The 13,365-nt window shown below is 41.8% G+C and carries 16 protein-coding genes and 1 pseudogene; 2 read left to right on the plus strand and 15 right to left on the minus strand.

Going from position 1 to position 13,365, the window contains the following annotated elements; genetic code table 11:
- The 6 genes and pseudogenes from tnpA to tmk form a co-directional block, all read right to left on the minus strand.
- Positions 1-226 (minus strand): annotated as a pseudogene (gene tnpA / locus HMPREF9389_RS11905) (IS200/IS605 family transposase); the annotation flags it as partial.
- 241 nt (positions 227-467) lie between these two features.
- Positions 468-1,232: a DpnI domain-containing protein gene (locus HMPREF9389_RS00580; RefSeq protein ID WP_002931299.1), complete on the minus strand. Its 765-nt coding sequence runs from the start codon at positions 1,230-1,232 to the stop codon at positions 468-470.
- An 85-nt stretch (positions 1,233-1,317) separates the two neighbouring features.
- Positions 1,318-2,187: a 16S rRNA (cytidine(1402)-2'-O)-methyltransferase gene (gene rsmI, locus HMPREF9389_RS00575; RefSeq protein ID WP_002931303.1), complete on the minus strand. Its 870-nt coding sequence runs from the start codon at positions 2,185-2,187 to the stop codon at positions 1,318-1,320.
- A 2-nt stretch (positions 2,188-2,189) separates the two neighbouring features.
- Entirely contained in the window at positions 2,190-2,507 is a 318-nt protein-coding gene (yabA, locus tag HMPREF9389_RS00570; protein WP_002894690.1) for a DNA replication initiation control protein YabA, read from the minus strand.
- 24 nt (positions 2,508-2,531) lie between these two features.
- Positions 2,532-3,422 carry a DNA polymerase III subunit delta' gene (locus HMPREF9389_RS00565; protein WP_002931304.1) on the minus strand — a complete coding sequence of 297 codons (891 nt, stop codon included), beginning with the start codon at positions 3,420-3,422 and terminating at the stop codon, positions 2,532-2,534.
- Positions 3,419-4,057: a dTMP kinase gene (gene tmk, locus HMPREF9389_RS00560; protein WP_002931310.1), complete on the minus strand. Its 639-nt coding sequence runs from the start codon at positions 4,055-4,057 to the stop codon at positions 3,419-3,421. The genes HMPREF9389_RS00565 and tmk overlap by 4 nt, the downstream gene beginning before the upstream one ends.
- Positions 4,058-4,368: 311 nt before the next feature.
- Between tmk and HMPREF9389_RS00555 the strand changes: the two genes are divergently transcribed.
- The gene (locus HMPREF9389_RS00555; RefSeq protein ID WP_002931316.1) at positions 4,369-5,256 is read left to right on the plus strand and encodes a YitT family protein; all 888 of its coding nucleotides are present in this window, start codon (positions 4,369-4,371) and stop codon (positions 5,254-5,256) included.
- A 33-nt stretch (positions 5,257-5,289) separates the two neighbouring features.
- Here HMPREF9389_RS00555 and HMPREF9389_RS00550 read toward each other — a convergent pair whose 3' ends face one another.
- Positions 5,290-5,946: a CBS domain-containing protein gene (locus tag HMPREF9389_RS00550; RefSeq protein ID WP_002931317.1), complete on the minus strand. Its 657-nt coding sequence runs from the start codon at positions 5,944-5,946 to the stop codon at positions 5,290-5,292.
- A gap of 318 nt (positions 5,947-6,264) precedes the next feature.
- Here HMPREF9389_RS00550 and HMPREF9389_RS12330 point away from each other — a divergent pair, with 318 nt between their 5' ends.
- Positions 6,265-6,396 (plus strand): hypothetical protein, encoded by a 132-nt coding sequence (locus HMPREF9389_RS12330; protein WP_002931319.1) that lies wholly within the window; start codon positions 6,265-6,267, stop codon positions 6,394-6,396.
- Between the two features lie 354 nt (positions 6,397-6,750).
- Here the strand turns inward: HMPREF9389_RS12330 and HMPREF9389_RS00545 are convergent, their stop codons facing one another.
- The 8 genes from HMPREF9389_RS00545 to upp all read right to left on the minus strand — a co-directional run bounded on the left by HMPREF9389_RS00545 (position 6,751) and on the right by upp (position 13,303).
- Complete coding sequence (locus tag HMPREF9389_RS00545; protein ID WP_002894681.1) at positions 6,751-7,461, minus strand: ABC transporter ATP-binding protein; 711 nt, start codon at positions 7,459-7,461, stop codon at positions 6,751-6,753.
- Entirely contained in the window at positions 7,461-8,225 is a 765-nt protein-coding gene (locus tag HMPREF9389_RS00540; protein ID WP_002931321.1) for an ABC transporter ATP-binding protein, read from the minus strand. Before HMPREF9389_RS00540 ends, HMPREF9389_RS00545 begins: the two co-directional genes overlap by 1 nt.
- Positions 8,225-9,178: a branched-chain amino acid ABC transporter permease gene (locus tag HMPREF9389_RS00535; protein WP_002931322.1), complete on the minus strand. Its 954-nt coding sequence runs from the start codon at positions 9,176-9,178 to the stop codon at positions 8,225-8,227. The genes HMPREF9389_RS00540 and HMPREF9389_RS00535 overlap by 1 nt, the downstream gene beginning before the upstream one ends.
- Positions 9,179-9,181: 3 nt before the next feature.
- Positions 9,182-10,051: a branched-chain amino acid ABC transporter permease gene (locus HMPREF9389_RS00530; protein ID WP_002897070.1), complete on the minus strand. Its 870-nt coding sequence runs from the start codon at positions 10,049-10,051 to the stop codon at positions 9,182-9,184.
- Positions 10,052-10,296: 245 nt separating this feature from the next.
- Positions 10,297-11,457, minus strand: coding sequence for an ABC transporter substrate-binding protein (locus HMPREF9389_RS00525; protein ID WP_002931324.1), 1,161 nt, complete (start codon positions 11,455-11,457; stop codon positions 10,297-10,299).
- A gap of 88 nt (positions 11,458-11,545) precedes the next feature.
- Positions 11,546-11,815 (minus strand): YlbG family protein, encoded by a 270-nt coding sequence (locus HMPREF9389_RS00520; RefSeq protein WP_002899797.1) that lies wholly within the window; start codon positions 11,813-11,815, stop codon positions 11,546-11,548.
- A gap of 160 nt (positions 11,816-11,975) precedes the next feature.
- Positions 11,976-12,593 (minus strand): ATP-dependent Clp protease proteolytic subunit, encoded by a 618-nt coding sequence (locus HMPREF9389_RS00515; protein ID WP_268869288.1) that lies wholly within the window; start codon positions 12,591-12,593, stop codon positions 11,976-11,978.
- 80 nt (positions 12,594-12,673) lie between these two features.
- A complete protein-coding gene (gene upp, locus HMPREF9389_RS00510; protein ID WP_002903228.1) occupies positions 12,674-13,303 on the minus strand; it encodes a uracil phosphoribosyltransferase in 630 nt (209 codons plus the stop codon).
- Between the last annotated feature and the right edge of the window lie 62 nt (positions 13,304-13,365).

Below are 13,365 nucleotides of genomic sequence, written 5' to 3' on the forward strand. Positions count from 1 at the left end.
GAAACACTTATCCTCGGTGGAATACTTACCAACATATGTACATGATCTGGCATTAAGTGACCCTCGATAATTTCAACACCTTTATAACTACATAATCGGTGAAATATTTCACCCAAACTGTTTCGATATTGATTATAGATAAGATTCACCTATACTTAGGTGTGAACACAATGTGATATTTACACATCCACTTTGTGTGTGATAAACTATGTGCCTTTTGCGCCATATATTTCTCCTTTCGCTTTACAATTGGCTTGAACACCTTTATTGTATCGCGTTGGGAGTTTTTTTGGTATAACCTTCGATGCGCACCCGCATAGCGGGTGGTTTATTTGTCTCGCACCTACCGGAGCGAGACAGACTGAAAGTCAATAACAAAAAAATCCTGAGTTTAAGTCAGGATTACTAAGTCTGAAGACATAGAAAAATTAAAGATTTAATTTCTATAGAAAGTGTTTAATCAATTTTCATAACTTCCTATATCTTCCTCTACCAATAAATTCTATCATCCCTTTATCTCTTAGCAATTGCAATTGTTGGCGAATCTTGTCCTTAATATGATGGTTGTTAGGAAAAATGAGTTTTAAGCTTTCTTCAAAAGAATACATATCTTCAAGCGTAAACTCTCTCTCCTTGATTTTATCCAAGCATTTGAGAATTTCCAGCAACCATCCCCTAGTAGCAAAAGATTGCTTTCTAAGAAATAAGGTCTCTCTAAATTCTTTATGTACTAGTTCAGGCTCTCTAATCTGACCATTTTTAACTAGAAATATTCTTCCCTTTGATGACACTTGTGACAAATCGATATTGCAGCCTACCCAACCCGCTCGTCTTGCAGTCGGACCAAGTGGCTTCCTCTTAATTATAGTGTCAACTGTTATAAATTGCTTGGGAAGGACTATAAAATTTTGAACTTCATAAGTTTCAGAATAGGTCAAAAAGAAAAAGTTTGGATTATTATCTGCTTGTACTCTCTCAACCATAGTTGCATAAGCACCGTCATTAATAATAGAAGAAAAATTTCCCTTCTTACTTTTTAGTTCAAATTCTTCTGAACAACTCTGGCAGAAGAAGTCTGCAACAGGGCGATTATTTTCAAAGTGTTTCAAAGGGGTTTTACCACAATTTGGGCAATAGCTATGACGAGCAACCCAATCTTCTGTCAAAACACGAGCCTTTTGACTGTTGCTTTTATAATTTTTAATTAAAGCTAAGTTAAACTGTAATTGCATAAGAACCTCTAAGTACGATAAACAGCAACAACCTACTATAAAAATTTGACAGCAGGGAGCATGATTAAACACATTTTTAAAGTCTTCAACTTTCTCTTAGTTCATGATAAACCGCATAGAGCTCGCTCTTGTTCCTGCCGTATTTCTTGGCGATGTTCTTGATGGCATGATTTTTTTTGCTGCCGGCTTCAACTAAAAGATCAATTTCAGCTAGAATCTGCTCTTGAGATATTTCTTGTTGAGCATCTTCTGCCGCCCCAGCTACAATCAAGAGACACTCTCCTTTGGGCGGATGTTCAGCCGCATAAGCCAACAATTCTGAAATCTGCCCTCGCTGATACTCTTCGTGAATCTTAGTCAGCTCGCGCACCAAGACGACTTGTCGATTACCATAAACTGCCAACATATTTTCCAGCGTAGCCCGAACCCTATGAGGGGATTCGTAGAAAATCTGGGTCTCAGGATAGGATTTTTTGCTAGTGAAAAATTCCTTCTGCTGGCCAGCCTTTCTAGGCAGAAAACCATAGAAAATATGCGGTTGGGGAGCCAATCCGCTGGCAATCAAGGCTGTTATTCCAGCACTAGGACCAGGAATTGGCACTACAGTAATTCCAGCTTCTAGCGCTGCCTGAACCAAATCATGTCCAGGATCAGAAATGCTGGGCAGACCAGCATCCGAAACCTGGGCTATATCATTTCCGCTTTGAAGCATGTCCAAGAGAACTGGGATTTTCTCCTTGGCATTGTGCTCGTGAAAACTGATCTGTTTAGTCTCAATCCCAAAATGTTTGAGCAGCAGGCCGGTGTTTCTCGTATCTTCAGCCGCAATCCTGTCAACCTCTTTCAGGGTATTGACCATACGGATACTCATATCATCCAGATTGCCAATAGGAGTCGCGACCAGATAAAGCATGCCGTAGGCAGTTTCGCCCTTAAAACTTTTTTGAACCTGCATCGCTACTCCCTAAATAACAATTCATCGCAGAACATGCACTCTGCGTCATTCTCCCGGCGCTGGCCATAGAAATCCGTACAGACATGAAAGCCGTCATAGTAAAGCTTGCGCAGATTATCCCGGTTTTTCTTGGTCTTGGTCGGAGCTTCCTTCTCCACCTCTCCCAAGCGCTCCCTCAGCTTGTCATTTTCCAGATGCAGAGCAATATTTTCCTCTACCACACTCTTGAGATTTTTCTTGACGGCCTCAACCTCAGCAAGGGTCACTAAAAGCGTCTGTGAAAAATCATCTAAGGCGTCAAATAAGTCTTTTTTATCCATTTTATACTCCTGTGCTGCCTCTTTTTACTTTCCCTTCAAAGTCATATATTCTAAAGCGTTTTGAAAAGATACATTGGCTCGCCACATCTTCCGAGCCAGCAAAAGCTGCTCCAAGGCTTGTCGACCATTTTCTGTTGCTATCTCTTTATAAAATAACACTTCCAAGAGCTTGAAGACCTGTTCCTGCTTCTCCTTATCATCAGCCATCTTTGCCAGACGTGAAACCTGCAGAAATGCCTGACTGGAGCGAGTCTGAAAATCCTTGACAAAGCGCTCGCATTCGCTGACTAATTCAAAAAATGCGTTATTATGAGCCAAGCTTTCCGCTTCTGACTGAGTCTGACTATAGGCAGCTAGTAGCTCCGCTCGACTTTTAATCAAGCCATCCTGCTCCAAGCTGTGCTGCAAAGCAGCTGTATTTTTCAAAAAATGATAAACCTGAGTCCGACTTCGAATTGTCGGCAGAATCAGCTGTTCATCAGCAGTCAGGAGAAAGATATAAATCTCGCTCTGCGGCTCCTCAATGACTTTGAGCAAGGAATTGGCTGCATTAACGTGCATCCGATCCGCATCGCAGATAATGAAAACCTGCCGACTGCTTTCCAGACCAGTCTGAGAGAAGTTTCGGACCAGCTCCCGAACTCGGTCAGTTTTGATAATGTTATTAGCTGGTCGCACCACTGTTACATCAGAAAAGTCTTCTTCTGCAATCAAACGACAAGAACGACAAGACTGACAAGGCCAGACGCCTTGCTTATTCTCGCAAAAGAGACTCTGAGACAGGATTTGGGCCATTTCAAAACTGCCAAAAGCTCCGGTAAACAAGTAGGCGTGACTAAGCCGCCCCTGTTCCAGAATATGCTGAAACTGCTCAAACAAGCTGGGCTGGCTTTGCTGTAAATCTTTTATCTTCATGACAGATTCCCAAATCGTTCCTGAATGATGGCCAAACTATCAGCCACCACCTTATCCAAAGGTTGGCTAGCATCCACCTTGACAAAGCGCTCGGGCTCCTTATCAAGAATCGCCAAATAGCCCTGTCGAACCCGCTGATGCAAGTCCAAACCTTCCAGATCAAGCCGATTCACCTCTCGACTTTCGTTCTTAGCAATCCGCGCCAGCCCTTCTACAACATCAATATCAAAATAGAGGGTCAAATCAGGCTTGAGTCCATCTGTCGCAAACTGATTAAGCCATTCAATATCAGATACATCCAGCCCTCGGCCGTATCCCTGATAGGCTACTGAACTATCAATAAAACGATCCATCAAGACGATTTTCCCTTGTGCTAAAGCCGGCAAAACCCGCTCAGCCAAGTGCTGACGGCGGCTGGCAATGTACAGCAAGAGCTCAGTCTTTGCATCCATAGCCGTATGGCTAGGCTCCAAAATCACTTCGCGAATAGCCTCCGCAATCTGGACACCGCCCGGCTCCCGCGTCGTAATCAGACCAGTGCCATAATTTTTCAAAAAAGGAAGCAAGGCTTCCAACACACTCGACTTTCCAGCCCCTTCCGGACCTTCCAGCGAAATCAAAATACCATTTTTCATCTTTACCTTTAATCTCTAACTTCTAATTTCTTAATCTTTATAAGAAAATGCAGATGCGAATTACTCTAAAGCTTGATATAAGCTACTTTTCAGAGTCCGTCCACATTGCTGAGCAGCTTGATAAGAGCCGACTCCGTCAACTCATTATTATCATCCCACTCTTTTTTATCTATTGTTTATTTTACCAAAAAAAAGCTAAAAGCCCATCATAAGAAAAACTTTAAATATTTTTTCAAAGTGTTTTACAAAGGCTAAATTTTTGGTAAAATATATTCAGAAGAAATTTCTGGAAAGAGATTTAGGAGGATCTTATGTTTAAATTAAAAAACGTACTAGCCATCATTTTTGGGGCTGGAATTTTTTCTTTTGCGATTCATTATTTGGTCATTCCTTTTCATTTGTATGAGGGCGGAGCAACGGGTCTGACCTTGATTACCTACTATCTATTTAAAATCCCTGTCTCAACGACCAACCTAGTGATTAACATTCCTCTCTTTATTATTGCATGGAAGCTACTGGGTTCGCGAACCCTCTACCTCAGCATTCTGGGGACCTTCTCTGTGTCTGCTTGGCTCAAGATTTTTGAAATTATACCTGCCTCCAAACACCTGCAAGACTATTTTATCTCAGCTCTGGACGGCGATGTCTTACTAGCCTGTCTTGGAACGGGGATTATTATGGGGATCGGACTGGGCACCATCTTTAATGCTGGCGGAACAACTGGCGGTACCGACATTGTAGCTCGCATCTTCAATAAATACACCAGCATTTCCATGGGCAGACTCATGCTGACGGTTGACTTTGTAGTCATTACCTTGGTTCTCCTAGTCTTCAAAGACTTACGCATGGTATCTTACACCCTAATGTTTGTCTTTATCACCTCCCGCGTCATTGACCTGATTGCAGAAGGAGGTTTTGCCGGCAAGGGCTTCCTTATTGTTACCAGTAAGCCAACAGAGCTGGCTGAAGCTATCAATGACAAGTTAGATCGTGGAGTGACCTACCTCAAGGGGCAAGGCTTCTATAGCAAGCAGGATTTGCAAATTGTCTACTGTGTCGTTTCTCGTAATGAAATGCAGCAAATGAAGAAACTCATTAACCAAGTCGACCCATTTGCCTTTACTACTATTACCGAAGCCCATGAGATCTTGGGCGAAGGCTTCACTTTAGATTCCAACAAACAACCTATTGTACGTTAAAAACCTCATCTAACGATGAGGCTTTTTTATGACTTATAAGGCTTTTGCAGCAGTATGTGTAATCTCAGCCAGCTTAATAGCATGCTCTTCAAATTTTTTCTTGAGAAGCTCCATGTCTATATCACCAGCTAACTGTACTTCAATGACGATTTTGCCATCCTTGCGTGGGATATTGACTGTATTGGAGATGTTGAGATTTTCTTCCACCAAAAGATGGATAATCTGCTCAAGAACCCCCACCTTATTCTCAGTGACAAAACGTAGCCGAACTCCCTCTTCACCATAGCCAGATACTTCTAAAAAGGCCTTGAAAATATCACGGTCTGTGATAACTCCGTAAAGCTGTTCATTGTCCACGACAGGCAGGATGCCAATCTTATTTTTCAGCATCAGATAGGTTGCATCTTCCAGACTGGCAAACTGAGAAATCGTGACCACATCCCGAATCATAACATCACCAACCTTGGTTTTGTTGAGAAGATAGTTCATCTCATAAATGGACAGGCTCGTTGCCTTAGATGGACTAGCTTCTGCAATCGTTCCTTCTGTCACTAGTCCCACTAATTGGTCATTTTCAATCACCGGCAGACGGTGGAGCTTCTGCTCACGCATCATATCTGCCGCATGAGCAATCGTTGTATCTGGGCTGATATAAACCACCTTACGCGTCATAAAATCTTTAACTGCCATAAGAGTTCCCCCTTCTTCCTATCCAAAATTCTTATACTTATTATACTTTATTTTGCAGCTGATTTCAAACGCTTCCAAGTTCTTTGCCTAAGTTTTCAAAATTTAGAAAAATCCTACGATTGGAAAAATTGAAGATAGGAAATAGTCAACTATACTATCTCACTTCAGAGACCATTTTTAAAGATAAACTTTTAGCTATTCAGAAACGTGTTAATAAGCATCAGTTTCAGGTCTTCAATTATATCAGAACATGTATTGATTTGGTCATATATTAAAGATACAATACTACTAAAATATTAGTAAAATTGGAGAGTTCCCATGAAAAATCTGATGGATAAATTAAACAATCTACCCAAAGGCGTTCAGCTAGTCCTAGCAGTGATTATCTTTGCAGTCATGTTCGCAATTATGTACCATGTTGGATTTAATCTATTTGCACCTAGCAAATAATTTTTAAAGTATAGAACTTCATGTTTTAAAATCTGATATTCAAATATGTTTCGATTGACAGGCAGTGTATTCACACTGCTTTTTTTGAATGTGTGGATTTTAAATATGATGACAGGTTTGAAATCACAAAAGACTTCTCAGCTTCAAAGCAAAGAAAAAGGTCCATTGGACCTTAAAGAGCGAAAACTCGCTACCGCGAGTTCCCATCTGCAACCTGAAACAATCCCCTAGGCATCTTGACGAAAAACTTGTTTTCTTTATCTGCAACTTAAAAAGGTCCAATGGACCTTTTCAAAATGTTAAGTTACTATCGTAACTTTCTATCCACAACCTAAAAATGTCTCCCAGACATTTTTAGCCACCTAGATATGCTTTTCGGACTTCGTCAGAAGCGAGGAGTTCTTGACCGGTTCCGGACAGAACGATTTTACCTGTTTCAAGGACATAACCGCGGTCAGCGATAGAGAGAGCCTTGTTTGCATTTTGCTCAATCAAAAGAACTGTCGTTCCTTGTCGCTGAATATCTTGAATAATATCAAAGATTTCCTGGATAAAGATCGGCGCCAAACCCATAGAAGGCTCATCCAAGAGCAAAAGCTTAGGTGTAGACATCAAAGCCCGTCCCATAGCCAGCATCTGCTGCTCACCACCTGAAAGGGTTGCAGCATCTTGGTTTTTACGCTCTTCCAAGCGTGGGAAACGAGAGAAGACCTTTTTGAGATTGGCTTGATTTTCTTCGCGATTTGTTTTGAGAAAGGCGCCCATTTCCAAATTCTCCAAAACGGTCAAACCTGGAAAGACATGACGGCCTTCTGGTACTTGCGAAAGTCCAGCTGCTACGATTTTTTGAGCAGGAACTTTTTGAATTTCATTACCTACAAATTCAATTTTACCAGCACTTGGACGAACCAAGCCTGAAATAGTCCGGAGAATGGTCGTTTTCCCAGCTCCATTGGCACCAATCAGGGAAACGACTTCTCCTTCGTTTACTTCAAAGCTGACATCACGGACAGCCTGAATCATGCCATAATGGACAGAGAGATTCTCAACTTTAAGCATGGACATTAGGCTTCACCTCCTAGATAAGCTTCAATAACACGTTTGTCATTCTTAATTTCATCAGGTGTTCCGTGCGCAATCAAGCGGCCGTACTCCAGCACATAGATTCGCTCAGTGACTTCCATTACCAGACTCATGTCATGCTCAATCAGCATGATGGTAATGTTAAATTCGTTTTTAATCCGTCGAATCAATGCAGTCAGCTCTGCTGTCTCCTGAGGGTTCATCCCTGCAGCTGGCTCATCCAAGAAGAGGATCTTAGGCTCTGTTGCCAATGCCCGAACAATCTCCAAGCGACGCTGCTGACCATAAGCTAGGTTCTTAGCCAAGGTTTCTGCTTCCTTGTCCAAGTCAAAAATTTTCAGCAACTCCAAAGCCTTGTCTTTGAGTTCTTCTTCGTTTTTGTAGTAAGCTGGCAGGCGGAGGAAAGAAGCTAACACATGAGCCTTATGATGATTACCAAAGGCAATCAAAACATTATCCAAAACACTAAGGTCCTTAAAGAGCCGGATGTTCTGGAAGGTCCGCCCTAGCCCTAAAGCAGCAATCTTGTAAGGAACCTTACCATTGAGCAAATGACCATCCAGTGTCACTGTTCCTTCACTCGGCTCATAAACACCAGTCAAGAGGTTGAAAAGAGTCGTTTTTCCTGCACCATTAGGGCCAATCAGACCAACCAGCTCACCCTCGTTGAGTTCCAAGGTCACATCGCTGACAGCAGTCAGACCGCCAAAATTTTTAGTTAGATTTTTTACATCAAGAAGTGCCATTATTCTTTGACCTCCTTATTCTTTTTGAAGAGCTTAGATAGACTGAGCTCCCAAGTTCCTAAAAGTCCGCCTGGACGGAAAATCATGACCAAGATTAAAGCTAAAGAATAGACAATCATCCGAATGCTGGATACATCCTGCAGCAACATATTGAGAATGCCCAATACTACTGCAGCTACGATTGTTCCAGTCATAGAGCCTAGACCACCAAAAACGACAATAATCAAGATATTGATAGTGTTGGTAAAGGAATAGTCCTTAGGAACAACTGAACCAACGAAGCCAGCTTGAAGAGAGCCAGCAATAGAAGCCGTGATAGCTCCCAAGACAAAGGCTGTCACCTTGATTCTAGTAGTATTAACCCCAACAGACTCGGCAGCAATCTCATCCTCACGGACAGACAGAGTACTGCGGCCAATCGGACTGCGCAGGAAATTCAAGGTCAAAATAGTTGTGATAACAACAAAGGCATAGACCATCTGCCAAGAAGTAAAGGGCGGAATGGATAGGATACCAGCTGCGCCATTAGTCAAAGTACCGCCATTAATAATCAGAATCCGGATAATCTCTGAGACACCAAGAGTCGCAATCGCGAGATAGTCCCCTTTAAGACGTAGTGTTGGCAAACCAACTGCCAAAGCCACAATACCAGCAATGACAGCGCCCGCCAGCATAGCAATAAAGAAAGCTCCATAAGTTGGCGATTTAGAGCCAATAATTGCTACAGCGTAGGCACCGATAGCCATAAAGCCAGCATGCCCCAGAGAGAATTGACCCGAGAATCCGACGATGAGATTGAGCCCCACAGCCAAAATAATATTAATTCCGATCTGCTCTAAGATTTGAATGTAAAAAGCATTAAGAACACCGGCACTAACCAATACTGTCATCAGCAGGTAGCCGATTAAGACAAGGCCAAGCCAGAAAATATTTACCTTTAAATTCTTTTTCATACCTTACACCTTCTCTTTCACATTTTTGCCGAGGATACCAGCTGGACGGATCAAAAGAATGACAATCAAAATCGCATAGACAATGGCATCGCGGAAATCAGATAATCCAAGCGCTGTCGCAAAAGTTTCCAAAAGACCGATAACAAAGCCACCAAGTGCTGCACCAGGAATGATTCCAATACCACCGAGAACGGCCGCTACAAAGGACTTAATACCTGGAGTCATCCCCATCAAAGGCTCTAATGAATTATAGTAGAGGGCAATTAGAACACCAGCAGCTCCTGCAAGAGCTGAACCCAAAGCAAAGGTGAAACTAATCGTGCGATTGACATTGATTCCCATCAGCTGAGCAGCATCACTGTCTACGGATACAGCGCGCATAGCCTTACCCATCTTTGTCTTCTGCACGATGAACTGCAAAGCCACCATAAGGAAAATCGAAATTCCCAAAATCAGCAGCTGAATATTTGAGATAGAAATCGGCCCCAAGTTAAAGCGTACTGTTTTAATAACCTGCGGGAAGGAACGGGTATTGGCACCGACAAAGAAAATCATGCCATATTCGAGGAGAAAGGAGACCCCAATGGCTGTAATCAAAGCCGCAATCCGAGTCGAATTTCGCAGAGGACGATAGGCTAAAAACTCAATAACCACACCGAGAATCGCTGTCCCAATCATCGCTAAAATGAGAGAAAGGAAGAAATTAAACTTCAGGATATTAATCAAGTAATAACCCATAAAGGCACCAATCATATAGATATCGCCATGGGCAAAGTTAATCAGCTTAATAATCCCATAAACCATGGTATAACCCAAAGCCAGAAGCGCATAGACACTACCTAGGATTAGACCGTTGACTAATTGTTGGAGCATTAGACACCACTCTTTCTATAATAAAATAAGGAATGGGACAAAAATCAGCAGACTAGGTCGTGATTTTATCATCCCACTCCCAAAATACGAATAATAGTTGATTGAGAAACGAAGAAGAATAGATTATAAAACAATACTCTTTCAATCCATAGATTCATAAAGCAAGAAATCATCTACTAATTTCGTCCAAACAACTAAAAATAGAAAACAAGTCAAAGACTGGGATAGCCCCAGCCTCATAACTCTTATTCCGCTTTAACTGTTTCTACAGTATCTACTTGACCGTCTTTCAAGCCAATCATCAAAGCTGTTTTCACTGGATTGTGATCTTTATCAATAGTGATTGAACCAGTCACTCCATCGAAATCTTTAAGCTTAGCCAAGTTGTCTTTGATATCTACAGAAGTTTTAGCACCTTTGGCTGCTTCTGCTGCCATATAAACAGAGTCATATGCCAGAGCTGCAAACATAGATGGCTCTTCTTTATACTTAGCTTTGTATGCTTCAACAAACTTCTTAGCTTTTTCTGACATTTCACCAGAAGTTGTAAAGCCAGATACATAGTAAACATTTGTAGCTGCAGCAGGAGTTGCTTGCTCAACGAACTTAGCATCACCAAAGCCATCAGGACCAACGATTGTTTGGTCAATACCCAAACCACGCGCTTGATTAACAATTTTACCAGCTTCTGTATAGTAACCTGGAACAACCAGAGCGTCAAATTCTTTGCCCTTAATCTTTGTCAAAGCAGCTTGGAAGTCTGTATCCTTGGATTGGAACGTTTCTGTTGCTACAATCTCACCCTTGAATTCCTTCTTGAAGGCATCCGCCATTCCTTTAGCGTAGTCACTAGATTGGTCGTAGTAAAGAACGACTTTCTTAGCTTTCAAGTTGTCAGTGACATACTTAGAAATGATTTTACCTTGGTAGCTATCAATAAAGGTAGCACGGAAAAGATAATCTTGCTTGTTGGTCAGGTCATCCTGTGTCGCACTTGGTGTAATGATTGGTACACCCGCTTTAGCAGCATTTGCAGTAGCTGAAGCTGTAGCTCCAGAAGTCGCAGGGCCAATGATTGCATTTACCTTGCTTTGGGTAACCAAGCTAGTAGTGATGGTAGATGCTTCAGCAGTTTCTGATTTGTTATCCTTATCAGTAACTTCAATCTTCTTACCATCTACGCCGCCAGCAGCATTGATTTCATCAACTGCTAGCTGAGCACCACGTTGTTCAGCTGTACCGTAGGCTGCTACTTCACCTGATTCTTCAAAGTTGAAACCAAATTTAATCGTATCGCCAATTTCTGTACCAGTTGCTGTTGAGTTGTTATTGGATACTTCTCCACAAGCTGCGAGAAGAGCCGCACTAGCAAAAGCTACTAGGGATAGTGCAAATTTTTTCTTCATTCCGAAATCTCCTTAAGTGATTTGATTGATGATATAGTAAGAATATATCGAATTATCTGACAATTGTCAACCCCTTATAGAAACTTTATCAAATGATAACGTTTTCTTGCTCTCTATACAGGCTTCCAACAAAGTTTTGATCTAGTTCTTTTATATGAGAAATTCGAACCTGCTTAACATAACGCTCCTTGGGAAGATTCTCCTGTAAGTTCTGGGCGTCCTCTTGCTTGACATAGAGATGCAGATAGCGATGCTTCTTAGAATGATAAATAATATCCCCAAAGTTAGCCAGCTTTTTGGCATCTCGATTATAGTAAAGATAGACAATCAAGCCCACTCTTTCTTCTCTCTCTATCATAAAACTCCTTTCCGGTCCATGTAGTTCTTAGATGATTATAGCAAAGATAGGTCAAAAAAACTAGCCCTGAAAAGCTTTATAGTCAGCTTAAAACACCGGAACTTGGTAGCTTGTCAGATTCAAAACAGCAAAAAAGGAACCGCTTTTGGCTCCTCCTCTGTTAGATCAGATTGCTATTTTCCATGATTTCGTCAATAAAGCCGTATTCCAAGGTTTCCTGAGCACTCATCCAGTAATCGCGTTCCGCATCCTTGTGGATTTGCTCAACGGACTTGCCAGAGTTTTCGGCCAAGATTTTTTCCAAGGTATTACGAGTTCTAAGCAAGTGCTCAGCTACAATGGCCATATCCGTTTGCTGAGTACCACTTCCAGCTCCGCCCATTGGCTGGTGAATCAGATATTCTGCATTTGGAAGCATGAAGCGTTTGCCCTTAGCACCACTGGAAGCAATGATTGTTCCCATGCTAGCAGCTACACCCATAACAATGGTCTGAACATCAGACTTGATGAAGTTCATAGTATCCACAATAGCCAGACCTGCTGAAACGGATCCCCCCGGCGTATTTACATAGAGATAAATATCTTTAGTATTGTCCTGTGCATCCAAGAAAAGGAGCTGGGCAATGACTGAATTAGCCATATTATCCTCTACTGGGCCAGTCAGCATGATAATGCGGTCTTTTAATAGCCGGGAGTAAATATCATAGGAGCGTTCTCCTCGGCTGGTTTGTTCAATAACTACAGGAATCATAGTTTTCTCTCTTTCTCTTTTTAAAATTTTCTATCAAACTAGGAAATAGAATTTCAAATTACGGAACTATTATATCCTTTTGGTCAAAAAAGGTCAAATAGAAACTTTTACTTGGTTCCGAAAAGACGATCTCCTGCATCTCCCAGTCCTGGTACGATATAACCATGGTCATTGAGATGGTCATCCAGAGCAGCCGTGAAAATATCAACATCTGGGTGAGCTTCCTGCAAGGCTTTTACTCCTTCAGGCGCTGAAACCAAGCAGACAAATGTAATATGGCTAGCACCACGTTTCTTCAGAGAATCCACAGCCAAGATAGCAGAACCACCCGTAGCCAACATTGGATCTACAACAAAAATCTGACGTTGGTCAATATCTTCTGGCAGTTTCACCAGATATTCAACCGGCTTCAAGGTTTCCTCATCACGGTACATTCCGATATGGCCGACCTTAGCTGCTGGAACCAAGCTCAGAAGTCCATCCACCATGCCAATACCGGCCCGCAGGATTGGTACAATAGCTAATTTCTTCCCTGCAATCTGCTTTTGAATGGTTTTCGTAATCGGTGTTTCAATTTCGACATCTTCAAGTGGTAAATCGCGCAAAACTTCATATCCCATGAGCATTGCGATTTCATCAACTAATTCACGAAAAGCCTTGGTAGAGGTATCTGTGCGACGCAAGATAGACAATTTATGCTGAATAAGCGGATGAGCAATAACTTCAAGTTTTCCCATGATTGGATTTCCTTCTTTCAATTTATTCTTCTTATTATATCAAAAAAAGAGTGAAAAGGCTT

The organism is Streptococcus sanguinis SK355, from assembly GCF_000212855.1.
GTDB classification, from domain to species: Bacteria; Bacillota; Bacilli; order Lactobacillales; family Streptococcaceae; genus Streptococcus; species Streptococcus sanguinis_A.

Excerpts from the sequence above, each read along its gene's own strand:
- HMPREF9389_RS00580 (WP_002931299.1), bottom strand. The coding sequence starts at position 1,232 with ATGCAATTACAGTTTAACTTAGCTTTAATTAAAAATTATAAAAGCAAC.
- rsmI (WP_002931303.1), bottom strand. The coding sequence starts at position 2,187 with ATGCAGGTTCAAAAAAGTTTTAAGGGCGAAACTGCCTACGGCATGCTT.
- yabA (WP_002894690.1), bottom strand. The coding sequence starts at position 2,507 with ATGGATAAAAAAGACTTATTTGACGCCTTAGATGATTTTTCACAGACG.
- HMPREF9389_RS00565 (WP_002931304.1), bottom strand. The coding sequence starts at position 3,422 with ATGAAGATAAAAGATTTACAGCAAAGCCAGCCCAGCTTGTTTGAGCAG.
- tmk (WP_002931310.1), bottom strand. The coding sequence starts at position 4,057 with ATGAAAAATGGTATTTTGATTTCGCTGGAAGGTCCGGAAGGGGCTGGA.
- HMPREF9389_RS00555 (WP_002931316.1), top strand. The coding sequence starts at position 4,369 with ATGTTTAAATTAAAAAACGTACTAGCCATCATTTTTGGGGCTGGAATT.
- HMPREF9389_RS00550 (WP_002931317.1), bottom strand. The coding sequence starts at position 5,946 with ATGGCAGTTAAAGATTTTATGACGCGTAAGGTGGTTTATATCAGCCCA.
- HMPREF9389_RS12330 (WP_002931319.1), top strand. The coding sequence starts at position 6,265 with ATGAAAAATCTGATGGATAAATTAAACAATCTACCCAAAGGCGTTCAG.
- HMPREF9389_RS00545 (WP_002894681.1), bottom strand. The coding sequence starts at position 7,461 with ATGTCCATGCTTAAAGTTGAGAATCTCTCTGTCCATTATGGCATGATT.
- HMPREF9389_RS00540 (WP_002931321.1), bottom strand. The coding sequence starts at position 8,225 with ATGGCACTTCTTGATGTAAAAAATCTAACTAAAAATTTTGGCGGTCTG.
- HMPREF9389_RS00535 (WP_002931322.1), bottom strand. The coding sequence starts at position 9,178 with ATGAAAAAGAATTTAAAGGTAAATATTTTCTGGCTTGGCCTTGTCTTA.
- HMPREF9389_RS00530 (WP_002897070.1), bottom strand. The coding sequence starts at position 10,051 with ATGCTCCAACAATTAGTCAACGGTCTAATCCTAGGTAGTGTCTATGCG.
- HMPREF9389_RS00525 (WP_002931324.1), bottom strand. The coding sequence starts at position 11,457 with ATGAAGAAAAAATTTGCACTATCCCTAGTAGCTTTTGCTAGTGCGGCT.
- HMPREF9389_RS00520 (WP_002899797.1), bottom strand. The coding sequence starts at position 11,815 with ATGATAGAGAGAGAAGAAAGAGTGGGCTTGATTGTCTATCTTTACTAT.
- upp (WP_002903228.1), bottom strand. The coding sequence starts at position 13,303 with ATGGGAAAACTTGAAGTTATTGCTCATCCGCTTATTCAGCATAAATTG.